Origin of the sequence: Sphaerotilus sulfidivorans (assembly GCF_013426975.1) — a bacterium.
Classification (GTDB): Bacteria; Pseudomonadota; Gammaproteobacteria; order Burkholderiales; family Burkholderiaceae_C; genus Sphaerotilus; species Sphaerotilus sulfidivorans.
Map to the genome: position 1 here is coordinate 42,817 of NZ_JACCPY010000012.1, position 20,396 is coordinate 63,212.

Sequence of the window (20,396 nt, forward strand, 5' to 3'; positions counted from 1 at the left end):
GGCGCTCATGCGGCGGCTCCGGTGAACTCGATCGCGCCCTGCGGCAGCAGGTAGAGCACGAAGGCGCGCCCACCTGCGACGGTCGGCCGGTGCGCCGAGCCGGCGCCGTAGACGCACCAGCCCGCGCCGCGGCCGTCGAAGGTGGCGCCGGCGTCGACCGGCACGATCAGGTCGATCTCGCCGTGCGGATGGCGGTGGTGCGGGCCGGCGATGTTGCTCATGTCGACCACGTCGACCGAGCAGCCGGCCAGGTCGTCGGCGGCCTTGAAGATGCGGCCGTAGCGGATGCCGCCGCCCTCGCGCTGGCACAGCCAGCCCTCGGCCACGCCGGTGCGGATGGCCTCGGACAGCCGGGTGAAGGTGGGGGAATCTGCACCATGGTGCAGGTTCAGCCAGGCATCGAGCGTGTCGTCGAGCGGCCGACCGGCCAGCTCGGCTGCCAGTTCGCTCAGTGCGGCCCGGAAGGAGGCTTGTGACATGATGGATTGGCGGCTTCAGTGGGATGCACTATTGTGCGTTCTGGAAAACGATAGTTATCACCCTGATCCGTGTCAAGCAATATAGTGCATACATGGTGTTTCCCCTAGGCGCGATGCAGACCTCCCGCAGCCCCGATTCCGGCCGCTCCGATGCCGGCCCCGCCCTTGCCGCCGACGAGGCCGGCGAGGCCAAGAACCCCTTCCTCGTCGCGCTGGGCGAGCGGGTGCGCGAGCTGCGTGCCCGGCGCGGGCTGACGCGCAAGGCGGTGGCGCAGATGTCCGAGGTGTCCGAGCGCCATCTGGCCAACCTCGAGTACGGCATCGGCAACGCCTCGATCCTGGTGCTGCAGCAGGTGGCGGGGGCCTTGCAGTGTTCGCTGGCCGAGCTGATCGGCGACATGACCACCGCCTCGCCGGAATGGCTGATGCTGCGCGAGCTGCTCGAGCACCGCAGCGAGGCCGACCTGCGCCGCGCGCGCGAGGCGCTGGTGCGTCTGTTCGACGGCCCCGCAGCCGCGCCTGCGCAGCGCCGCCGCTGCATCGCGCTGATCGGCCTGCGCGGCGCGGGCAAGTCCACGCTCGGCCAGATGCTGGCCGATGCGCTGGGCTGCCCCTTCATCGAGCTGAGCCGCCAGATCGAGGCCTTCGCCGGCTGCAGCATCAGCGAGATCCACAACCTCTACGGCACCAACGCCTACCGCCGCTACGAGCGCCGCGCGCTGGAAGAGGCGATCCAGATCTATCCGGAGGCGGTCATCGCCACGCCGGGCGGGCTGGTGTCGGACGCGGCCAACTTCAACCTGCTGCTGAACCACTGCACCACCGTGTGGCTGCAGGCCACGCCCGAAGACCACATGAACCGCGTCGCCGCCCAGGGCGACCTGCGCCCGATGGCGGCCAGCCGCGAGGCGATGGACGACCTGCGCCGCATCCTCGCCGGCCGCTCCGCCTTCTACGAGAAGGCCGACCTCACGCTCGACACCAGCGCCCAGGATCTGGAGGCGACCTTCGCGCTGCTGCAGGCGCGGGTGGCCGAGGTGCTGGCCTCGGCGGCGGCCTGATCAGCCCGCCGCATCGTCCGTGCGGCCCGGGTGGATGGCCTCGGTCTCTTCTGCCCTGGCTGCTGCAGCGTGTTCGGTGTCTCCGTGTGCTGCAAACAGGCTGGCCGCGCGCTGGGCGGCGCGGCGGCTTTGCTCCCAGTGTCCCAGTTGCCGATGCACGCGGGCGGCTTCCAGCAGCAGGTGGGCGGAGGGTCGCCTGTCGTGATCGGGCTGGCGGTCTTGCCGATCCAGGAAGTCCGAGATCTCGGCCAGTCGTTCTGTCAGGGCTGCGATGCGTGCGGGCTGTACCACCGGCACGGTGAAGTCCAGCACCGCCTCACGCCAGTTCCACAAGTCCGGTGCCTGGTGCGCGGCGGTGTCCACATCGGCCTGTGACAGCCACACCACCTGCAGCGTCGGCATCGCATCGGCCAGCCGCTCGCGCACGACGTTGGCTTGCTGCCACCAGAGGTCGTCGTGCCGCGCATCCAGCGGAAGACAGACATGCAGGCGGCGCAGGCCTTGTGCGCATTGGGCTTCGCCTTGCCGCAGCCACGCGGCCGGCGGGTCTGCGGAGGTCAGATCGATCCGGGCGCCGGGCAGCACGGTGTCCAGACGGGCGATCAGCATGTCCCGGTAGTCCGGGTTGTCCACCATCGCCAGCACCAGGCTGAAATGGCTGCGCCGCTCCCAGAGTCGCCTCAGCCGCAGGAAGGCGCCGGTGTGCTCGTCGAGGATGTCGGACGCTGACATGATCTCAGGGTGTTGCCAGCCTGGTCAGCGCGTTCTGGTAAGGCCGCAGCGTGCGCACCAGCGGATGGCTGCACCACCAGTAGCTGTTGTACTCCAGCAGCACCAGGTCATAGAGCAGCCGCAGCCGGGCCTCGGTGCGGTCCTTCTCCTCGCCCTGGGACTGGTCGATGGCCACCAGATCCGCCCAGTCGCTTTGCTGCACCAGACGGCGGTACTCCGAGGCCACTTCCTGCACGGCTTGTTCCGCGACCGTTCGCGTGATCTGGTCTCCGTCGAGCAGCGAGAAGCACGCGCGGATCAGGCGCAGCAGGTCGCGGACATGTCCGCCACTTTTCTGGACCAGCAGGCGCACGGTCTCCCGGTCATCGAAGCAGCGCAGCGGCATCCGCTTGAGCACCAGGTCGATCAGCGCATCCTCATCCTGTTCACGCGGCGTGCCGTCCGCCTCGAAGATCTTCACCATCGGCAACTGCACCTTGGTGAAGCGTTGCGCGGTGATGCCGCTTTCCAGCAGCACCGAAATCGGGGCGCAGACGATCAGGTTGGTCATGATCTGACCCAGCTGGTTCACGTCGGCGTGGAAGAATGCCTGGGCGTCGTCCTTGGACAGCTTGTCCGTGCCGTCCATGATGAACAGCAGCGGTCCTCGACGCTGGTGCGCCAGCAGCGCGTTGGCGTGGGCGATCAGCGCGTTGAAGTGAACCAGCAGTTGCAGGAATCCATCCCGGATCTCGCGACGCAGCTCTTCCCGGTAGCTGGCGCCACCGCGCACCTTGGCGGTCATCGTGGCCATCAGGCTGGCCAGCCAGGGCAGGCCCCCTTGGGCCTTGATGTCGGTCTTGATCTCGCCTTCGATGTCCTTGAATCGCTCCTGCTTCACGATGCGGGTGTCGAACCAGCCCAGCACAGGGTTCAAGAACACCGGGTCGGGCCGCAGCGACAACTTCTCGTCTGCAAAGGTGTTCGTCAGGGCGTGGACCAGTGCGATCAGCAGGTCGCTGAAGCGCAGATTGTTGATGTCGAGGAGCTTGGTCAGCTCCAGATGGTGGACGGTGTAGGTCTGCTGGAAGAGCCGGGCGTAGTCGCGCAGTTCCGTCGATTTCCCGCATCCGATGTGCCCGCCAAACAGCACTGCTTCGGCGTCCTTGGGCCTGGCGCCCGGGCGCAGCCTGCCCCCGCTGTCCAGATGGAAGGCGGTCAGCATCTTGCGGCGGCTGTACTGGCCGCGGTGCCCTTCGAGCGGGTGGTGAAAGGGGCTGTCCGGATCGATGTCACGGCGGAAATCGAAGTTGTCCTGATAGGACCAGATGCTCGGTTCGGTCATGCGCGGCGCTCCAGGGGCATGCGCGGATTATCCGCATCCCTCCGCACCCCGGACTTTCCCTGATTTCTGGCGTCATCTCCGGCACATGAACCGGATTGCATTTGCGCTGTCTCAAGACAGGCACTATGATGCATTTCATCCGCTCACCGAATGCACGATCGTGCGTCCCGCCAGGAGACTCCGATGACCCAGACCGCTGTTCCCGTCGCCCCCGTCGCTCCCGCTGCCGTCGACTACCAGACCCACCCGTCGCGCTACCGTCACTGGAAGCTGTCGTTCGAGGGCGCGGTCGCGACGCTGTCGGCCGACTTCGACGAGAACGCCGGCCTGCGTCCCGGCTACAAGCTCAAGCTCAACAGCTACGACCTGGGCGTCGACATCGAGCTCAACGACGCGGTGCAGCGCATCCGCTTCGAGCACCCGGAGGTGCGCACGGTGATCGTCACCAGCGCGAAGGAGAAGGTGTTCTGCTCGGGCGCCAACATCTTCATGCTCGGGGTCTCCAGCCACGCCTGGAAGGTCAACTTCTGCAAGTTCACCAACGAGACCCGCAACGGCTTCGAGGACTCGTCGAAGCATTCGGGCCTGAAGTTCCTGGCTGCGGTGAACGGCGCCTGCGCCGGCGGCGGCTATGAACTCGCGCTGGCCTGCGACGAGATCATCCTGGTCGACGACCGCTCGTCGGCGGTGTCGCTGCCGGAGGTGCCGCTGCTGGGCGTGCTGCCGGGCACCGGCGGCCTGACCCGCGTGACCGACAAGCGCCGCGTGCGCCATGATCTGGCCGACATCTTCTGCACCACCAACGAGGGCGTGCGCGGCCAGAAGGCCAAGGACTGGCGCCTGGTCGACGACATCGCCAAGCCGGCGCAGTTCGCCGCCAGGGTGCAGGAGCGTGCGCTGCAGCTCGCCGCGCAGAGCGATCGCCCGGCCGATGCCAAGGGCGTGGAGCTGACCCCGCTGGAGCGCACCCTCGAGGCCGACGCGCTGCGCTACAGCCACGTCACCGTCGAGATCGACCGCGCCCGCCGCGTCGCCACCTGGACGGTGAAGGCGCCGAGCGGCGCGCAGCCGACGGATGTCGCTGGCATCGAGGCCGCCGGCTCGGCCTGGTATCCGCTGGTGCTGGCCCGCGAGCTGGAGGACGCCATCCTGTCGATGCGCACCAACGAGCTGGAGATCGGCACCTGGCTGATGAAGACCGCAGGCGACGCGGCGGCGGTGCAGGCGATGGACGCCACGCTGCTGGCGCATCAGGACCACTGGCTGGTGCGCGAGACGACCGGCCTGCTGCGCCGCACGCTCAGCCGGCTGGATGTGTCCTCGCGCAGCCTGTTCGCGCTGATCGAGGCCGGTTCGTGCTTCGCCGGCACCTTCCTGGAGCTGGCGCTGGCCTGCGACCGCAGCTACCACCTGGCGCTGCCGGACGACGAGGCCGCCGCGCCGAAGATCACCGTCGGCGAGGTCAACTTCGGCCTCTACCCGATGGCCACCGACCAGAGCCGCCTGGCGCGCCGCTTCTACGGCGAGGCCGCGTCGATGGACGCGGTGCGCGCCGCGATCGGCCAGCCGCTCGATGCCGATGCCGCCTTCGCGCTCGGCCTGGTGACCTCCAACCCGGACGACATCGACTGGGCCGACGAGACCCGCATCGCCATCGAGGAGCGGGTGGCGATGAGCCCGGATGCACTCACCGGCATGGAGGCCAACCTGCGCTTCAACGGCGTCGAGAACATGGTCACCCGCGTCTTCGGCCGGCTCACCGCCTGGCAGAACTGGATCTTCCAGCGCCCGAACGCCGTCGGCGAGAAGGGCGCGCTGAAGGTCTACGGCAAGGGCGACAAGGCCGCCTTCGACTGGAACCGCGTCTGAATCCGAACCCCCACCCCCGGAGCACCGACATGTCTGGCATCAACTACAGCGAGAAGATCCCCAACAACGTCAACCTCGCCGAGGACCGCACGCTCAAGCGCGCGCTGGAGCAGTGGCAGCCCAACTTCCTGGGCTGGTGGGATGACATGGGCCCGGACGGCTCGCAGAACTTCGACGTCTACCTGCGCACCGCGGTCAGCGTCGATCCGCAGGGCTGGGCGCAGTTCGGCCACGTCAAGATGCCCGACTACCGCTGGGGCATCTTCCTGAACCCGGCCGAGGAGGGGCGCAAGATCCACTTCGGCGACCACAAGGGCGAGGCCGCCTGGCAGGACGTGCCCGGCGAATACCGCGCCAACCTGCGCCGCATCATCGTCACGCAGGGCGACACCGAGCCGGCCTCGGTCGAGCAGCAGCGCCACCTGGGCCTGACCGCACCCAGCCAGTACGACCTGCGCAACCTGTTCCAGGTGAACGTCGAGGAAGGCCGCCACCTCTGGGCGATGGTCTACCTGCTGCACAAGTACTTCGGCCGCGACGGCCGCGAGGAAGGCGAGGCGCTGCTGGAGCGCCGCTCGGGCCAGAAGGACAACCCGCGCATCCTGGAAGCCTTCAACGAAGAGACGCCCGACTGGCTGTCCTTCTTCATGTTCACCTACTTCACCGACCGCGACGGCAAGTTCCAGCTCTGCGCGCTGGCCGAGAGCAGCTTCGACCCGCTGGCGCGGACCACGAAGTTCATGCTGACGGAGGAGGCGCACCACATGTTCGTGGGCGAGTCGGGTGTCAGCCGCGTCATCAACCGCACCTGCCAGGTGATGAACGAGCTGAAGACCGATGACCCATCGAGGCTGCGCGAGGCCGGCGTCATCGACCTGCCGACCCTCCAGCGCTACCTGAACTTCCACTTCTCGGTGACGATCGACCTGTTCGGCGCCGACGAGTCGAGCAATGCCGCGACCTTCTACTCGACCGGCCTGAAGGGCCGCTATGAGGAGGGCAAGCGCATGGACGACCACCAGCTGCGCGGCCAGACCTACCGCGTGCTGAACGTGCAGGGCGGCCAGCTCGTCGAGAAGGAAGTCCCGATGCTCAACGCGCTGAACGAAGTGCTGCGCGACGACTACATCAAGGACTCGGTGGCCGGCGTCGAGCGCTGGAACAAGGTGATCGAGAAGGCCGGCATCCCGTTCCGGCTGAAGACGCCGCACAAGGCCTTCCATCGCAACATCGGCAGCCTGTCGGGCGCCAAGGTGTCGCCGGACGGCCGCGTGGTGTCCGAGGCCGAATGGAAGGCACGGGTCGACGAGTGGCTGCCCTCCGGCGCCGACCGCGCCTTCGTCGCCAGCCTGATGGGCCGCGTCGTCGAGCCGGGCAAGTTCGCCAACTGGATCGCGCCGCCGGTCATCGGCATCAACCGCCAGCCGGTCGACTTCGAGTACGTGCGCTTCAACTGAGCTGGACAACCGAGCTGGAGATCCGCCGTGGACATGGCCGACATCGCTGACCTGACTGTCATCCGGCAGCACCTGATCGATCCGGAGATCTGCATCCGCTGCAACACCTGCGAGGCGACCTGCCCGGTGGGGGCGATCACGCACGACGACCGCAACTATGTCGTCGATGCGGGCAAGTGCAATCTCTGCATGGCCTGCGTGCCGCCCTGTCCGACCGGCTCGATCGACAACTGGCGGCTGATGCCGCGGGCCCGCGCCTACACGCCGGCCGAGCAGCTGCTGTGGGACGAGCTGCCGGCCGAGCTGACGCCCGAGCAGCTCGCCGAGGCCGGCGTGGCGGCCGGCGCGGCGCCCGAGGTCGAGCCGGTGGCGCCTGCGCTGCCGGCCGCAGTCGACGGCACGCCGGCCTTCGGCAGTGCGCAGTGGGGCGCCACCGTGCCGCCGTGGTCGGCCGCGCATGCCTACACCCAGCTCTACGGCCCGAAGGCGCCCCAGAAGACGATCACCGCGACCGTCACCGGCAATGTGCGCGTCACCGCGGTCGGCCGCGACTACGACACCCACCACATCGTGCTGGACTTCGGCGCGATGCCCTTCCCGGTGCTGGAAGGCCAGTCGATCGGCATCGTCCCGCCCGGCGTCGATGCCCACGGCAAGCCGCACCATGCGCGCCAGTACTCGATCGCCAGCCCGCGCAACGGCGAGCGGCCCGGCTACAACAACCTGTCGCTGACCATCAAGCGCGTGCTGGAGGACCACCAGGGCCGCCCGGTGCGCGGCGTGGCCAGCAACTACATGTGCGATCTGCAGGTCGGCGACAAGGTGCAGGTGATCGGGCCTTTCGGCGCCACCTTCCTGATGCCGAACCATCCGAAGTCGCACATCGTCATGATCTGCACCGGCACCGGCTCGGCGCCGATGCGCGCGATGACCGAATGGCGCCGGCGCCTGCGCGCCGGCGGCAAGTTCGAGAGCGGCCGGCTGATGCTGTTCTTCGGCGCGCGCACGCCCGAGGAGCTGCCGTACTTCGGCCCGCTGCAGAACCTGCCGCGCGACTTCATCGACATCGAGCTGGCCTTCAGCCGCGTCGCCGGCCAGCCGCGCCGCCATGTGCAGGACGCGATGCGCGAGCGCGCCGCCGACCTGGCCGCGCTGCTGGCCGACCCGGACGCCTGCTTCTTCGTCTGCGGCCTGAAGGCGATGGAGGAGGGCGTGGTGCTGGCGCTGCGCGACATTGCCACCCAGGCCGGGCTGGACTGGGACACGGTCGGCGCCGCGCTCAAGCGCGAAGGCCGGCTGCACCTCGAGACCTACTGAGCGGGCGTGCCGAGCCGGCGTTGACCTCCGGCAAATCCCGTATTCATTAGCCGACCGGTCGGTCTAACAATAAGGCCCACGAGACCGATCCGGCCTCTGCCCAGGATGCCCCGATGCCCGACACGACTGCGCCGCCCCCGCCGACCCTGACCCTGAGCCGACCGCGCCCCGGCGTCGCTCAGGTCACGATGTCGCGTCCGGCGGTCTTCAATGCCTTCGACGAGCAGATGATCGCCGAGCTGGACGCGGCCTTCGCGCAGCTGGCCGAGGACGAGGGCGTGCGCGTCATCGTGCTGGCCGGCGAGGGCCGGCATTTCAGCGCCGGCGCCGACCTGCAGTGGATGCAGCGCGCCAGCCTCGCCTCGCTCGAATGGAACCTGGCCGATGCACGGCGCTTTGCCGGCATGCTGGCGCGCATCGAGGCCTGCCCGAAGCCGACCGTGGCGCGGGTGCAGGGCGCGGCGCTCGGTGGCGGCGTCGGCCTGGCCTGCGCCTGCGACCTCGCGATCGCCGCCGACAACGCCAGCTTCGCGGTCAGCGAGGCCCGGTTCGGCATCCTGCCCTCGGTCATCGGTCCCTATGTGACCAACGCGGTCGGCAAGCGCCACGCCCGGCGGCTGGCGCTGACGACCACCCGCATCGGCGCGGCCGAGGCGCTGGCCATCGGCCTGGTGCAGCAGGTGGTGGCGCTGGATGCGCTGGACGCGGCGGTGGACCGCGCGGTCGACGAGCTGCTGGCCTGCGGGCCTGGTGCGCAGCGCGAGATCAAGCAGCTCTTCGCGCAGCTCGAGGTCGGCCCGATCACGCCCGAGGTGCGCGAGCTCACCGCGCAGACCATCGCCCGGGTGCGTGGCACCGACGAGGCGCGCGAGGGCTTCGCCGCCTTCCTGGGCAAGCGCCCGCCGAACTGGATGCCGCAATGAGCGCTGCAAGCGATTCTTCCTTCCCGCCCTCGCTGCAGGGCGCGCCGCTGCTGGTGGTCGGCGCCGGCATCATGGGCGCCGGCATCGCGCAGGTGGCTGCGCAGGCCGGCCATCCGGTGTGGCTGCACGATGCGCGCGAAGGCGCCGCGGCCGAGGCCAAGGCCCGGCTGGCCCGGAGCCTGGACGCGCTGGTCGCCAAGGGCCGGCTGAGTGCCGAGGCGCTCACGCAGACGCTCGCGCGCATCACGCCGGTCAGCGCGCTGGCCGAGGCGGCGGGTGCACGGCTGGTGGTCGAGGCCATTGTCGAGAAGCTCGACGTGAAGCGCGCGCTGTTCCGCGAACTCGAGGGCCTGGTCGCGCCGGACTGCGTGCTGGCGACCAACACCTCGTCGATCTCGGTGACCGCGATCGCCAACGGGCTGGCGCATCCCGAGCGGCTGGTCGGCATGCACTTCTTCAACCCGGTGCCGCTGATGAAGCTGGTCGAGGTGGTCAGCGGCCTGCAGACCGCGCCGGCGGTGGCCGAGGCGATCTTTGCGCTGTCGGCGGCCTGGGGCAAGACGCCGGTGCACGCGAAGTCCACGCCCGGCTTCATCGTCAACCGCATCGCGCGGCCCTATTACGCCGAGACGCTGGCGCTGCTGCTGGAGCAGGCGGCCACGCCGGCGGTGCTCGACGCCTGCCTGCGCGCGGCGGGCTTCCGCATGGGCCCGTGCGAGCTGATGGACCTGATCGGCCACGACACCAACTTCTCGGTGACGCAGTCGGTCTATGAGGCCAACTTCTTCGACAAGCGCTTCATGCCCTCGCTGGTGCAGCGCGAGCTGGTCGACGGCGGCCTGCTCGGGCGCAAGTCGGGCCGCGGCTTCTACGCCTATCCGGACGACGGCGCGGCGCTGCCGGTGGCGGTGCACGGCGCGCCCGACACCGCCGGCGCGGTCACCGTGCATGGCGAGGGTCCGATCGCCGACGCGCTGGCGCAGGCCGCCACCGTCGCGCTGGCCGACCAGGGCTGGGGCCCGGCGCGGGTGACCGACAGCGGCTGGACCGGGCTGGAGATCGACGGCGCGCGGCTGATGCTGACCGACGGCCGCCCGGCCTCGCAGGTGGCGGCCGAGACCGGCTGCCGCGATGTCGCGCTGTTCGACCGGCCGGTGCGGCTGCCGGTGGCGCCGGGCACCGCGCTGGCCTGGGCGCTGGCCGAGGGCGCCTCGCCCGCCTGGCGCGTGCAGGCGCCGGCCTGGCTGGCGGCGCTGGGCTTTGCGCCGCTGCCGCTGGCCGATGTGCCGGGCCTGGTGGTGGCGCGCACGCTGGCGATGCTGATCAACGAGGCCGCCGACGCGGTGCTGCAGGGCGTGTGCACGCCCGAGGGCGCGGACGCGGCGATGAAGCTCGGCGTCAACTATCCGGCCGGGCCCTTCGAGTGGCTGGCCGCCTGGCGTGCGGCCGAGGTGGCTGCGCTGCTGGACGCGCTCGACGCGCACCACCGCGGCGAGCGCTACCGCGTCAGCCCGTGGCTGCGCCGGCGGGTCTGGGCACGACAGACGGGAGACGCTGCATGAAGTTCGCCGAGTTCCATGTCGGGCAGGTCATCGAGGCCGGGCCCCATGTGCTGACCCAGGACGAGCTGCTGCGCTTTGCGCGCGACTGGGATCCGCAGTGGTTCCATACCGATCCGGAAGCGGCCGAATCCGGCCCCTTCCAGGGCCTGATCGCCAGCGGCTGGCAGACCTGCGGCATCGCGATGCGGCTGATTGCCGACGCGGTGCTGGCCGGCTCCGAGTCGTACGCCTCGCCGGGGCTGGCCTATGTGAAGTGGCCGCATCCGGTGCGCCCGGGCGACGCGCTGAGCGTGCGCGCGACCGTGCTGCAGGTGCGCCGCTCGTCCAGCCAGCCGCATCTGGGCCTGCTGCGCTGGCGCTGGCAGCTCTTCAACCAGGCTGGCCGCGAGGTGCTCGACCTCGAGGCGACCAGCCTGTTCGACCTCAACCGATCCTGAGCGGCCCCCCGGCTGCGCTCCGCCATGACCCACGCCTACCTCTGCGACGCCATCCGCACCCCCTTCGGCCGCTACGGCGGCGCCCTGTCGAGCGTGCGCGCCGACGACCTGGGCGCGATCCCGATCCGGGCGCTGATGGCGCGCCACTCCGCCGTCGACTGGGCCGAGGTCACCGACGTGCTCTACGGCTGCGCCAACCAGGCCGGCGAGGACAACCGCAACGTCGCGCGCATGTCGGCGCTGCTGGCCGGGCTGCCGCAGGAGGTGCCGGGCGCGACGATCAACCGGCTGTGCGGCTCGGGGCTGGACGCGGTGGGCTCGGCCGCGCGCGCGATCCGCGCCGGCGAGGCCGGGCTGATGATCGCCGGTGGCGTCGAGAGCATGAGCCGCGCGCCCTTCGTCATGCCCAAAGCAGAATCGGCCTTCAGCCGCAGCAACGCGGTCTACGACACCACGATCGGCTGGCGTTTCGTCAACCGGCTGATGAAGGCGCAGTACGGCGTGGACTCGATGCCGGAGACGGCCGAGAACGTCGCCGAGCAGTTCGGCATCGAGCGCGAGGCGCAGGACCGCATGGCGCTGCGCTCGCAGCAGAACGCGGTGCGCGCGCAGCAGGCCGGCTTCTTCGACGCGGAGATCTGTCCGGTCACGATCGCGCAGAAGAAGGGTGATCCGGTCGTCGTCACGAAGGACGAGCATCCGCGCGACACCAGCCTGGAGTCGCTGGCGCGGCTCAAGGGCGTGGTGCGGCCGGAGGGCACGGTGACCGCGGGCAATGCCTCGGGCGTGAACGACGGGGCCTGCGCGCTGCTGCTGGCCAGCGAGGCGGCGGCCGCCCGCCACGGCCTGACGCCGCGCGCGCGGGTGGTCGGCATGGCCACCGCGGGGCTGGCGCCGCGCATCATGGGCTTCGGCCCGGCGCCGGCGGTGCGCAAGGTGCTGGCGCTCACCGGGCTGAGTCTGGCGCAGATGGACGTGATCGAGCTCAACGAGGCCTTCGCGGCGCAGGGCCTGGCGGTGCTGCGCGACCTGGGCCTGGCCGACGACGACGCGCGGGTCAATCCGAACGGCGGCGCCATCGCGCTGGGCCATCCGCTGGGCGCCAGCGGCGCGCGGCTGGTGACCACCGCGATGAACCAGCTGCACCGCATCCAGGGCCGCTACGCGCTGTGCACGATGTGCATCGGCGTCGGGCAGGGCATTGCGATGGTGATCGAGCGGGTCTGAGGCCGGCGGCATACTCGCCGCCCATGACTGCCCCTGCCTCCACCGCTGCCCCTGCGTTCCCGCCCGCCATCGTCCTGATCGACAACCATCCGGCCACCGCGCCGGCGGTCGACCATCCGCGCGTCGACCGGCGCCTGTCAGGCTGCCCGCGCCGCGAGACCTGGACCGCCTTCGAGGCGCCGCAGGGCGACCTGAGCGCCGGCGTCTGGACCTGCGAGCCGGGGCACTGGCGCATCGTCTTTCCGCCGCACAAGGACGAGTATTTCTTCGTGCTCGAGGGCCGGCTGCGGCTGCACGATGCCGCGCGCGGCACCGCCACCGAGGTGCAGGCCGGGCAGGGCGCGGTGATTCCGGGCGGCTTCGAGGGCGCGTTCGAGGTGATCGAGACGGTGCGCAAGCACTTCGTCGTCGTCGAGCGGCCGCTGCCGGCGGCGGACTGAGCGCCGCGCGCGGGGTCAGCCCGCGCCGGGCTCGTCCTCGACCGTGCGGTGGCCGGCGATCAGCACCGCCAGCATGCGCATGAACTCGCCCCGCTCGGCCTCGGGCAGCGGCGAGAGGATGCGCTGCTGCGCCTGCAGCATCGCCGGCACCAGCGCGGCCAGCAGCACGCCGCCGGCCGCAGTCAGCGTCAGCAGCCGCACCCGGCGGTCCTGCGCCGAGGCGTTGCGCTGCATCAGCCCGCGCGCCTCCAGCCGGTCGATCACGCCGGCGATGGTCGAGGTGTCGAAGCCGATGGTGCGCGCCAGCGTGCGCTGGTCCATGCCGGGCTGAAGGCCCACCGCCTGCAGCGCCGCGTACTGCACCGGCGTCACGCCGAAGGCCTCGGTCTCCTGCATGAAGATCGCCACCGAGATCTGGTGCAGCCGCCGGATGTCATGGCCCGGCAGGCCGTCGAGCGTCAGCGGCGGCGACAGGAATGACGGGGCGGAATCGGGCATCGGCTGAGGGTTTTCACGCGAACGGGAACAGCGGATCCTAGCATTACACTGATCGTCAGTATGCTGATGATATGCGTGCTGACGAGGAGACTTCGATGGCTGAAACTCGTTCTTCCGATGCAGACGCGCGCCTGGACACCGTGCTGGTGGCCGGCGGCGGCATCGGCGGGCTGGCGGCGGCGCTGGCGCTGACCCGGCGCGGCTTCCGGGTCACGGTGCTGGAGCAGGCGGCGGAGATCGGCGAGATCGGCGCCGGCATCCAGCTCGGACCGAATGCCTTTGCCGCCTTCGATGCGCTGGGCGTCGGCCCGCAGGCGCGGGCGCGGGCGGTCTACACCGACTGCATGGTGATGCACGACGCGATCGACGAGACGCTGGTCGGCCGCATTCCCACCGACGAGGCCTTCCGCGCGCGCTTCGGCAATCCCTATGCGGTCATTCACCGCGCCGACGTGCACCTGTCGCTGCTCGAGGGCGCGCAGGCCAGCGGCCGGGTCGACTTCCACACCTCGACCCGGGTCGAGCGGGTCGAGCAGGACGAGACCGGCGTGAGCGTGATCGCACAGGACGGCCGCCGCTGGCGTGGCGTGGCGCTGATCGGCGCCGATGGCGTCAAGTCGGTGGTGCGCCAGCAGTTCGTCGGCGACGCGGCGCGGGTGACCGGCCATGTCGTCTACCGCGCGGTGGTCGACCGGGCCGACTTTCCCGAGGAGCTGCGCTGGAACGCCGCCAGCATCTGGGTCGGGCCGAACTGCCATCTGGTGCACTACCCGCTGCGCGGCGGCGAGCAGTACAACGTCGTCGTCACCTTCCACAGCCGCGAGACCGAGCAGTGGGGCGTGCGCGAGGGCAGCAAGGAAGAGGTGCAGAGCTACTTTCACGGCATCCGCCCGAAGGCACGCCAGCTCATCGACCTGCCGAAGTCCTGGAAGCGCTGGGCCACCGCCGACCGCGAGCCGATCGCGCAGTGGAGCTTCGGCCGCGTCACGCTGCTGGGCGACGCGGCGCACCCGACGACGCAGTACCTGGCGCAGGGCGCCTGCATGGCGATGGAGGATGCGGTGACGCTGGGCGAGGCGCTGCGCGAATGCGGCGACGGCCCGGGCACCGACTGGCCGCACGCGCTCGACCTCTACCAGCGCGCCCGCGTCGCGCGTACCGCGCGCATCGTGCTCTCCAGCCGCGAGATGGGGCGCCTCTATCACGCCAAGGGCGTCGAGCGCCTGGTGCGCAACGACCTGTGGCGCGGCCGTTCGCCCGAGCGCTTCCAGGACGCGCTGGAATGGCTCTACGGCTGGAACGTCGGCAACTGCCTCGACGCCGCCCGCCGCTGAATGTCGCAGACCCCCGAGGAGATGCAGATGCAAGACGACGCCCCGCTCGGCCGGCTCGAGGACCTGCCGGCCGACGATGTGCAGGCGATGCGCGCGCGCAACCTGGTGCCGCTGTGGCCCAGCCTGCGCGCGGTGCTGCCGCCCCAGGTGCCGACCCGCCCGACGCAGGCGGTGCACTGGGCCTATGGCGACATCCGGCCGCTGCTGATGCGCGCCGGCGACCTGACCCCCATCGAGAAGGCCGAGCGCCGGGTGCTGGTGCTGGCCAATCCCGGCCACACGCTGGAGAAGATGCAGGCCAGCAGCGCGATCTACCTGGGCATGCAGCTGCTGCTGCCGGGCGAGTGGGCGCCGTCGCACCGCCACACGCCCAACGCGGTGCGCATGGTGGTCGAAGGCGAGGGCGCCTGGACCCTGGTCGACGGCGAGAAATGCCCGATGTCGCGCGGCGACCTGATCCTCACGCCCACCGGCCTGTGGCACGAGCACGGCCACGACGGCGACGCGCCGGTGGTCTGGCTCGACGTGCTGGACCTGCCGCTGGTGCATTACCTGGAGGCCAGCTACCACCTCAACGGCGAGCGCCAGAAGCAGCGGCCCGGCCGCGGCGACCGCGCCCACACCCGCGCCGGCCTGGTGCCGACGCCGGTCTTCGGGGGCGACGGCCCCGGCCGCCGGCGCTATCCGGTGCTGCGCTACCCCTGGGTCGAGGCGCGCGCGGCGCTGCAGTCGCTGGCCGAGGACCGCCCGGACCGGGAGGCGGTGCAGCTCACCTACGTCAACCCCGAGACCGGCGAGGACGCCGAGAACATTCTCGGCTTCCACGCGCTGATGCTGCGCCCGGGCCAGACGCTGCGGCTGCCGCCGCGCTCGCCGGCTAGCGTCTTCCACCTGATCGAGGGCGCCGTCGAGGCCGCGATCGACGCGCCGCAGCCGCGCCGCTTCGCGCTGGCCGAGGCCGACACCTGCGTCGCGCCGGGCTTCAGCGCGGTCACGCTGCGCAATGCCCGCACCGACGCGCCCGCCTTCGTCTTCATCGCCGACGAGTCGCCGCTGCACCGCAAGCTCGGCCTGCTCGAGCAGCGGGACTAGGCTGAGGCCTGCTCCTCCCGCGCACTTCCTCTCTTTCCTTCTCGCCGTCTCTCCCACCCGCACCGCCACCGCCATGACGACCTACCTCTGGAACCCGCCCCCCGTCGCCTCGCTGCCCGTGCGCGGCACGGACGCCCGCCTGCCGGTCCACCGCATCTTCTGCGTCGGCCGCAACTACGCCGCCCATGCGATCGAGATGGGCCGCCCGGTCGACAAGTCGGTCGAGGTGCCGTTCTATTTCACCAAGTCGCCCTCGACGCTGGTGGAGAGCGGCGCGACCATCGCCTACCCGCCGCGCACCGCCAACTACCACCACGAGATGGAGCTGGTGGTGGTGATCGGCAAGCCCGGCTTCCGGGTCGCCGAGGCCGATGCGGCCGCGCTGATCTGGGGCTATGCCTGCGGTCTGGACATGACCCGCCGCGACCTGCAGCTCGCCCTGCGCGACAAGGGCCGCCCCTGGGACATCGCCAAGGACATCGAGCAGGGCGCGGTCATCTCCGAGCTGGTGCCGATGCCCGGCGTGGTCATCGCCTCCGGCGAGATCGCGCTGGAGGTCAACGGCCAGACGCGCCAGAAGTCCGACATCGACAAGCTGATCTGGAACATTCCCGAGCTGATCGCCGACCTGTCGACGCTCTACCACCTGCAGCCCGGCGACCTGATCTACACCGGCACGCCCGAGGGCGTCGGCGCGGTGGTGGCGGGCGATGTCATCACCGGCCGGGTGGCGGGCGTGGGCGAGATCGCGCTGACGATCGGCGCGGCCGAGTGAGGGCGCCTGCGATGAAGCGAAAGACCTTTCTCGCCGCGGCCCTGATCGGCGCCGCCGCGGCCGCCCACCTGCCGGCGCAGGCGCAGGCACAGAGCGCGGTCGACTTCCCGAGCAAGCCGGTGACGCTGTTCACCGCCTTCGCCCCGGGCAGCGGCCCGGACGCCACGCTGCGCCTGGTGGCCGACAAGCTGGGCCGGCTCTGGAACCAGCGCGTCATGGTGGAGAACCGCCCCGGCGGCGGCGGCTTCATCGCGATGGAGGCGGCGCGCCGCACCGCCGCCGACGGCTACACGCTGCTGCAGCTCGACAGCGACCACTTGGGCGCGGTGCCGCACCTGTAGCAGCACGGCGCGGCGGCGGTCGGCGCCTTCGAGCCGGTGGCGTCGATCTTCCGCACCACCTTCCTGGTCGCGGTCGGCACCGATTCGAAGTGGAAGACCATGACCGACCTGATCGCCGCGGCCAGGGCCGAGCCGGGCCGGGTCAACTACGGCTCCTGGGGCGTGGGCAGCCCCGGCCACCTCGGCGCCGAGCTGCTCGAGGATCTGACCGGCATCCGCATGCAGCATGTGCCCTTCCGCGAGGTCAGCCAGCTCTATCCGGCGGTCGGCTCCGGCGACGTGGCCTGGAGCCTGGGCACGCTGCCCTCGAGCTCCGGCGCCTACAAGGCCGGCAAGCTGCGCTATATCGCGGTGGCCGCGACGAAGCGCCTGCCGCAGATGCCCGAGGTGCCCACCGCGCAGGAGGCCGGTGCGCCGGCCGGCTTCGACGTCAACGCCTTCGTCGTGCTGGTCGCGCCGAAGGGGCTGCCGGCGCCGGTGCGCGCGAAGATCAACGCCGACATGGGCCGCGTGCTGGCCGACCCGGAGATCAGGGCGCGCTTCGACACCTTCGCCTTCGAGCCGATCAGCTGGTCGCCCGAGGAGATCGCGCGCGCTGCCGAGGCCAAGTCCAGGCTCTACGAGGGGCTGGTGAAGAAGGCGAACATCAGCCTGGAGTGATCTCTCCGGCCGCGGGCGTGCCGCACAATCGCGTCGCCTTCACGCCCGCCACGCCATGCCGATCCGCCGCTCCTCTCGCCATCTTGTCCGGTTCTTCGTCACCGGGGTGCTGGCCACCCTGCCGCTGGCGGCCACGGTCGCCATCTTCTGGTGGGCGGCCAGCCTGCTGCTGAAGTGGCTGGGGCCGGACAGCATGATCGGCGGCTGGCTGATCTTCCTGGGGCTGGGCGTCAGCGGCTCGGAGGTGGTGGGCTACCTGATCGGCATCGGTCTGGTCGCCTGCGCGATGGTGGTGCTGGGCGCGCTGGTGCATGCCGGCGTGCAGATCGGCATCAGCCGGCTGCTGGCCAACCTGATCGGGCGCATTCCGCTGGTGCGCACCGTCTACGAGCTGTCGCACCGCCTGGTCGACCTGATGCGCCAGAAGGACCGCGAGGGTCCGAAGTCGATGAGCGCGGTCTGGGTGCATTTCGGCGGGGTCGAGCAGCCCGGCGTGGCGGTGCTGGCGCTGCTGTCGCTGCCCGAGCCGGTGCTGCTGGCCGATCGCCCGCACCTGGGCGTGATCGTGCCGACCGCGCCGGTGCCGGTCGGCGGCGGCCTGCTCTTCGTGCCGGCCGACTGGGTCCGCCCGGCCGATGTCGGCATGGAGGCGCTGACCAGCATCTATGTGTCGATGGGCGTCACCGCGCGCGAGCATCTGCCGCGGCCGCACTGAGGCGGCTGCTTGGCGTGTCCCGCAGCGCCTCGCGCATCAGCGCGCGCACCGCCTCCAGCCCCGGCACCGGCTCGCGCCCGGCCAGCGTCGCCAGGCCGAAGCGCGCGGTGGCGTCCAGCGGCGGCTCCATCGGCAGCTCGACCAGCGTCGGGCCGGCGGCGCGGATCGCGATCAGCACCGCGTCGCTGCGCGCGGTGACCTCGACCAGGCTCGGGATCTCCTCGCAGCGCAGCGTGACGCAGCGCTGCGGGTGCGCCTCGGGGCCGTAGCGCGCCATCAGCACGCGCGCGACCTCGTCGCTGAGCGGGGTCGAGGCGATGGGAAAGCGCTGCACCTCGTCGAAGCGCACGCCGGTGTCCGCCGCCAGCAGCGGGTGGCCGGGGCGCACCATGAAGGCGCCGCGCATCTCGCACGGCGTGTCGACGCACAGATCGGCCGAGGGCGCCAGCGAGCGCACATCCACCACCAGCGCGTCGAGCGCGCGCGCCTGCAGCGCCTGCACCAGCCGTGCGGTGGTGGCGCGCGACACCTCGATGCGCCAGCCGGGATGGCGCGCTGCCGCGCTCATCAGCAGCGGCGTCATCAGCATCGCGCCCGGCCCCGAGCCCAGGCCCAGACGCAGCTCGGCCGCCTCGCCGCGCGCCAGCCGCCGGCCGTGGTCGCGCAGCGCATCGGCGTCGTCCAGCACCTGGCGCGCGCGCACGGCCATCGCGCGGCCGAAGGGCGTCAGCTCGCTGTGCCGGCCCAGGCGGTCGAACAGCGGCTGGCCCAGCTCGTCCTCGAGCGTCTGGATGCTGCGGCTGAGCGCGGGCTGGGTCAGATGCACCGCCTCGGCGGCGCGGCTGAACGAACCGCTGTCGGCCAGCGCAAGCAGGTGGCGGAGCTGGACCAGGGTCATGGCGACTCCGTCATGCCTGCGCAGGCGGGCCGCCGCGCGGGAGCCGGGCGGTGGTGGGGGTGGGTCCTCGCCTTCGCGAGGATGACGGGTGGGGGAGGCTGGCGGCGTACGGCATTCATCCGACTCATCAAACCCGAGAGAACAATGCATTGGACGTCGATTCTGGCGCTGCCTAGCATGGGCTTCATCAGGATCACCCCGCAATCTCGCTGGCCGGAGGACATGACGATGAACCGCAAGACCTTTTCCGTTCGTGCGCTCACCCTGCTGGGCGCGTTGGGGCTGTCGGCGCTGACGCTGGGCGGTGCGCCTGCGCAGGCGCAGTCCTTCCCGACCAGGTCGGTCAGCCTGATGGTGCCGTACCCGGCCGGCGGCCTGTCGGACGCGATCGCGCGGGTGGTGGAGAAGCCGCTGAGCAAGGCGCTCGGGCAGATGGTGATGGTGGAGAACCTGGGCGGCGTCAGCGGTGCGCTGGGTGCGCAGAAGGTGCTGGGCGCGCCGGCCGACGGGCATTTTCTCTACCAGGGCTCGCCCAACGAGCTGATCCTGGCGCCGATGGCGCTGCAGGCGGTCAAGTACAGGTCCGAAGACTTCCGCATGGTGCAGATCATCGGCGCCTTCCCGATGGCGGTGCTGGCGCGCAAGGACCTGCCGGCGAGCAACCTCGACGAGCTGGCCGCGCTGGCGAAGAAGGCGGCTGCCGAGGGCAAGCCGCTGACCTACGGCAGCGTCGGCATCGGCTCCTTCTACCATGTGCTGGGCGAGCATTTCTCGCACCTGGCCGGCGCGGCGATGACCCATGTGCCCTACAAGGGCATGGCGCCGCTGTCGACCGACCTGGCCGGCGGGCAGGTGGATGTGTCCTTCATCGTCGTCGGCGCCAAGGATGTGGCGCTGGCCGAGCAGGGGCGCATCAAGTTCCTGGGCACGCTGGCGCCGGCCGGCAAGGTCGAGGTGCCGCTGCTCAAGGCCTATCCGAGCGTCAACGACGGCAAGTTCGTCAAGGACTTCGCCTACAACGCCTGGACCGGCTACTTCGTCCGCAAGGACACGCCCGAACCGGTGGTGCAGGCGCTGAACAAGGCGCTGGCCACGACGATGGCCGACCCGGAGGTGCGCGCGCAGCTGGAAAAGATCGGCGGCATGATCCCGGCACCGATGAGCCCGGCCGAGGCGACGAAGGAATACGAGGCGCAGACGGCGCGCTTCCGGGCCGTCGCCCGCGCGATCAAGCTGCAGGCGCAGTGAGCGCGAC

Annotated in this window: 19 protein-coding genes and 1 pseudogene; 15 read left to right on the forward strand and 5 right to left on the reverse strand. The window is 70.8% G+C overall.

Annotated features, from left to right (window positions below):
* Nucleotides 1–5 precede the first annotated feature (5 nt).
* Nucleotides 6–479, reverse strand: coding sequence for a 4-hydroxylaminobenzoate lyase (locus HZU84_RS09535; RefSeq protein WP_149502067.1), 474 nt, complete (start codon nucleotides 477–479; stop codon nucleotides 6–8).
* 113 nt (nucleotides 480–592) lie between these two features.
* Between HZU84_RS09535 and HZU84_RS09540 the strand changes: the two genes are divergently transcribed.
* Nucleotides 593–1,540, forward strand: coding sequence for a helix-turn-helix transcriptional regulator (locus HZU84_RS09540; RefSeq protein WP_244954381.1), 948 nt, complete (start codon nucleotides 593–595; stop codon nucleotides 1,538–1,540).
* On the opposite strand, the gene HZU84_RS09545 is transcribed toward HZU84_RS09540, so the two are convergent.
* Nucleotides 1,541–2,272, reverse strand: a complete 732-nt coding sequence (locus HZU84_RS09545; RefSeq protein ID WP_149502071.1) for a hypothetical protein — start codon at nucleotides 2,270–2,272, stop codon at nucleotides 1,541–1,543.
* Nucleotides 2,273–2,276: 4 nt separating this feature from the next.
* Entirely contained in the window at nucleotides 2,277–3,596 is a 1,320-nt protein-coding gene (locus HZU84_RS09550; protein WP_149502072.1) for a hypothetical protein, read from the reverse strand.
* Between the two features lie 183 nt (nucleotides 3,597–3,779).
* Here HZU84_RS09550 and boxC point away from each other — a divergent pair, with 183 nt between their 5' ends.
* From boxC to HZU84_RS09590, 8 genes are all read left to right on the forward strand, one after another.
* Nucleotides 3,780–5,465 (forward strand): 2,3-epoxybenzoyl-CoA dihydrolase, encoded by a 1,686-nt coding sequence (boxC, locus tag HZU84_RS09555; protein ID WP_149502075.1) that lies wholly within the window; start codon nucleotides 3,780–3,782, stop codon nucleotides 5,463–5,465.
* Between the two features lie 29 nt (nucleotides 5,466–5,494).
* On the forward strand, nucleotides 5,495–6,922 hold the full coding sequence (gene boxB / locus HZU84_RS09560) for a benzoyl-CoA 2,3-epoxidase subunit BoxB (RefSeq protein WP_149502077.1): 1,428 nt from the start codon (nucleotides 5,495–5,497) through the stop codon (nucleotides 6,920–6,922).
* 33 nt (nucleotides 6,923–6,955) lie between these two features.
* Nucleotides 6,956–8,239, forward strand: coding sequence for a benzoyl-CoA 2,3-epoxidase subunit BoxA (gene boxA / locus HZU84_RS09565; protein WP_149505099.1), 1,284 nt, complete (start codon nucleotides 6,956–6,958; stop codon nucleotides 8,237–8,239).
* A gap of 113 nt (nucleotides 8,240–8,352) precedes the next feature.
* Nucleotides 8,353–9,162 (forward strand): enoyl-CoA hydratase-related protein, encoded by an 810-nt coding sequence (locus HZU84_RS09570; protein ID WP_149502079.1) that lies wholly within the window; start codon nucleotides 8,353–8,355, stop codon nucleotides 9,160–9,162.
* Nucleotides 9,159–10,724, forward strand: a complete 1,566-nt coding sequence (locus tag HZU84_RS09575; RefSeq protein WP_149502081.1) for a 3-hydroxyacyl-CoA dehydrogenase — start codon at nucleotides 9,159–9,161, stop codon at nucleotides 10,722–10,724. Before HZU84_RS09570 ends, HZU84_RS09575 begins: the two co-directional genes overlap by 4 nt.
* Nucleotides 10,721–11,161, forward strand: coding sequence for a MaoC family dehydratase (locus tag HZU84_RS09580; RefSeq protein WP_149502083.1), 441 nt, complete (start codon nucleotides 10,721–10,723; stop codon nucleotides 11,159–11,161). The genes HZU84_RS09575 and HZU84_RS09580 overlap by 4 nt, the downstream gene beginning before the upstream one ends.
* A 24-nt stretch (nucleotides 11,162–11,185) precedes the next feature.
* Nucleotides 11,186–12,388: a 3-oxoadipyl-CoA thiolase gene (gene pcaF / locus HZU84_RS09585; RefSeq protein WP_149502085.1), complete on the forward strand. Its 1,203-nt coding sequence runs from the start codon at nucleotides 11,186–11,188 to the stop codon at nucleotides 12,386–12,388.
* 23 nt (nucleotides 12,389–12,411) lie between these two features.
* Nucleotides 12,412–12,828 carry a cupin domain-containing protein gene (locus tag HZU84_RS09590; RefSeq protein ID WP_149502086.1) on the forward strand — a complete coding sequence of 139 codons (417 nt, stop codon included), beginning with the start codon at nucleotides 12,412–12,414 and terminating at the stop codon, nucleotides 12,826–12,828.
* 15 nt (nucleotides 12,829–12,843) lie between these two features.
* Here the strand turns inward: HZU84_RS09590 and HZU84_RS09595 are convergent, their stop codons facing one another.
* The gene (locus HZU84_RS09595; RefSeq protein ID WP_149502088.1) at nucleotides 12,844–13,326 is read right to left on the reverse strand and encodes a MarR family winged helix-turn-helix transcriptional regulator; all 483 of its coding nucleotides are present in this window, start codon (nucleotides 13,324–13,326) and stop codon (nucleotides 12,844–12,846) included.
* Between the two features lie 95 nt (nucleotides 13,327–13,421).
* Between HZU84_RS09595 and HZU84_RS09600 the strand changes: the two genes are divergently transcribed.
* The 5 genes and pseudogenes from HZU84_RS09600 to HZU84_RS09620 all read left to right on the forward strand — a co-directional run bounded on the left by HZU84_RS09600 (nucleotide 13,422) and on the right by HZU84_RS09620 (nucleotide 18,243).
* Entirely contained in the window at nucleotides 13,422–14,660 is a 1,239-nt protein-coding gene (locus tag HZU84_RS09600; RefSeq protein WP_149502089.1) for a 3-hydroxybenzoate 6-monooxygenase, read from the forward strand.
* Nucleotides 14,661–14,681: 21 nt separating this feature from the next.
* Nucleotides 14,682–15,752 (forward strand): cupin domain-containing protein, encoded by a 1,071-nt coding sequence (locus HZU84_RS09605; RefSeq protein ID WP_375139031.1) that lies wholly within the window; start codon nucleotides 14,682–14,684, stop codon nucleotides 15,750–15,752.
* A 73-nt stretch (nucleotides 15,753–15,825) separates the two neighbouring features.
* The gene (locus HZU84_RS09610) at nucleotides 15,826–16,527 is read left to right on the forward strand and encodes a fumarylacetoacetate hydrolase family protein (RefSeq protein WP_149502093.1); all 702 of its coding nucleotides are present in this window, start codon (nucleotides 15,826–15,828) and stop codon (nucleotides 16,525–16,527) included.
* An 11-nt stretch (nucleotides 16,528–16,538) separates the two neighbouring features.
* Nucleotides 16,539–17,528: pseudogene (locus HZU84_RS09615) on the forward strand (tripartite tricarboxylate transporter substrate binding protein).
* Nucleotides 17,529–17,583: 55 nt separating this feature from the next.
* Nucleotides 17,584–18,243, forward strand: a complete 660-nt coding sequence (locus HZU84_RS09620; protein WP_149502095.1) for a DUF502 domain-containing protein — start codon at nucleotides 17,584–17,586, stop codon at nucleotides 18,241–18,243.
* On the opposite strand, the gene HZU84_RS09625 is transcribed toward HZU84_RS09620, so the two are convergent.
* Entirely contained in the window at nucleotides 18,209–19,141 is a 933-nt protein-coding gene (locus HZU84_RS09625) for a LysR family transcriptional regulator (RefSeq protein WP_149502097.1), read from the reverse strand. The two genes, HZU84_RS09620 and HZU84_RS09625, sit on opposite strands and share 35 nt — an antisense overlap.
* A gap of 228 nt (nucleotides 19,142–19,369) precedes the next feature.
* Between HZU84_RS09625 and HZU84_RS09630 the strand changes: the two genes are divergently transcribed.
* Nucleotides 19,370–20,389, forward strand: a complete 1,020-nt coding sequence (locus HZU84_RS09630; protein WP_149502099.1) for a Bug family tripartite tricarboxylate transporter substrate binding protein — start codon at nucleotides 19,370–19,372, stop codon at nucleotides 20,387–20,389.
* Nucleotides 20,390–20,396 lie beyond the last annotated feature (7 nt).

Bases quoted from the DNA above. Each gene is read 5' to 3' on its own strand.
- HZU84_RS09535 (WP_149502067.1), bottom strand. From the start codon at position 479: ATGTCACAAGCCTCCTTCCGGGCCGCACTGAGCGAACTGGCAGCCGAG.
- HZU84_RS09540 (WP_244954381.1), top strand. From the start codon at position 593: ATGCAGACCTCCCGCAGCCCCGATTCCGGCCGCTCCGATGCCGGCCCC.
- HZU84_RS09545 (WP_149502071.1), bottom strand. From the start codon at position 2,272: ATGTCAGCGTCCGACATCCTCGACGAGCACACCGGCGCCTTCCTGCGG.
- HZU84_RS09550 (WP_149502072.1), bottom strand. From the start codon at position 3,596: ATGACCGAACCGAGCATCTGGTCCTATCAGGACAACTTCGATTTCCGC.
- boxC (WP_149502075.1), top strand. From the start codon at position 3,780: ATGACCCAGACCGCTGTTCCCGTCGCCCCCGTCGCTCCCGCTGCCGTC.
- boxB (WP_149502077.1), top strand. From the start codon at position 5,495: ATGTCTGGCATCAACTACAGCGAGAAGATCCCCAACAACGTCAACCTC.
- boxA (WP_149505099.1), top strand. From the start codon at position 6,956: ATGGCCGACATCGCTGACCTGACTGTCATCCGGCAGCACCTGATCGAT.
- HZU84_RS09570 (WP_149502079.1), top strand. From the start codon at position 8,353: ATGCCCGACACGACTGCGCCGCCCCCGCCGACCCTGACCCTGAGCCGA.
- HZU84_RS09575 (WP_149502081.1), top strand. From the start codon at position 9,159: ATGAGCGCTGCAAGCGATTCTTCCTTCCCGCCCTCGCTGCAGGGCGCG.
- HZU84_RS09580 (WP_149502083.1), top strand. From the start codon at position 10,721: ATGAAGTTCGCCGAGTTCCATGTCGGGCAGGTCATCGAGGCCGGGCCC.
- pcaF (WP_149502085.1), top strand. From the start codon at position 11,186: ATGACCCACGCCTACCTCTGCGACGCCATCCGCACCCCCTTCGGCCGC.
- HZU84_RS09590 (WP_149502086.1), top strand. From the start codon at position 12,412: ATGACTGCCCCTGCCTCCACCGCTGCCCCTGCGTTCCCGCCCGCCATC.
- HZU84_RS09595 (WP_149502088.1), bottom strand. From the start codon at position 13,326: ATGCCCGATTCCGCCCCGTCATTCCTGTCGCCGCCGCTGACGCTCGAC.
- HZU84_RS09600 (WP_149502089.1), top strand. From the start codon at position 13,422: ATGGCTGAAACTCGTTCTTCCGATGCAGACGCGCGCCTGGACACCGTG.
- HZU84_RS09605 (WP_375139031.1), top strand. From the start codon at position 14,682: ATGCAGATGCAAGACGACGCCCCGCTCGGCCGGCTCGAGGACCTGCCG.
- HZU84_RS09610 (WP_149502093.1), top strand. From the start codon at position 15,826: ATGACGACCTACCTCTGGAACCCGCCCCCCGTCGCCTCGCTGCCCGTG.
- HZU84_RS09620 (WP_149502095.1), top strand. From the start codon at position 17,584: ATGCCGATCCGCCGCTCCTCTCGCCATCTTGTCCGGTTCTTCGTCACC.
- HZU84_RS09625 (WP_149502097.1), bottom strand. From the start codon at position 19,141: ATGACCCTGGTCCAGCTCCGCCACCTGCTTGCGCTGGCCGACAGCGGT.
- HZU84_RS09630 (WP_149502099.1), top strand. From the start codon at position 19,370: ATGAACCGCAAGACCTTTTCCGTTCGTGCGCTCACCCTGCTGGGCGCG.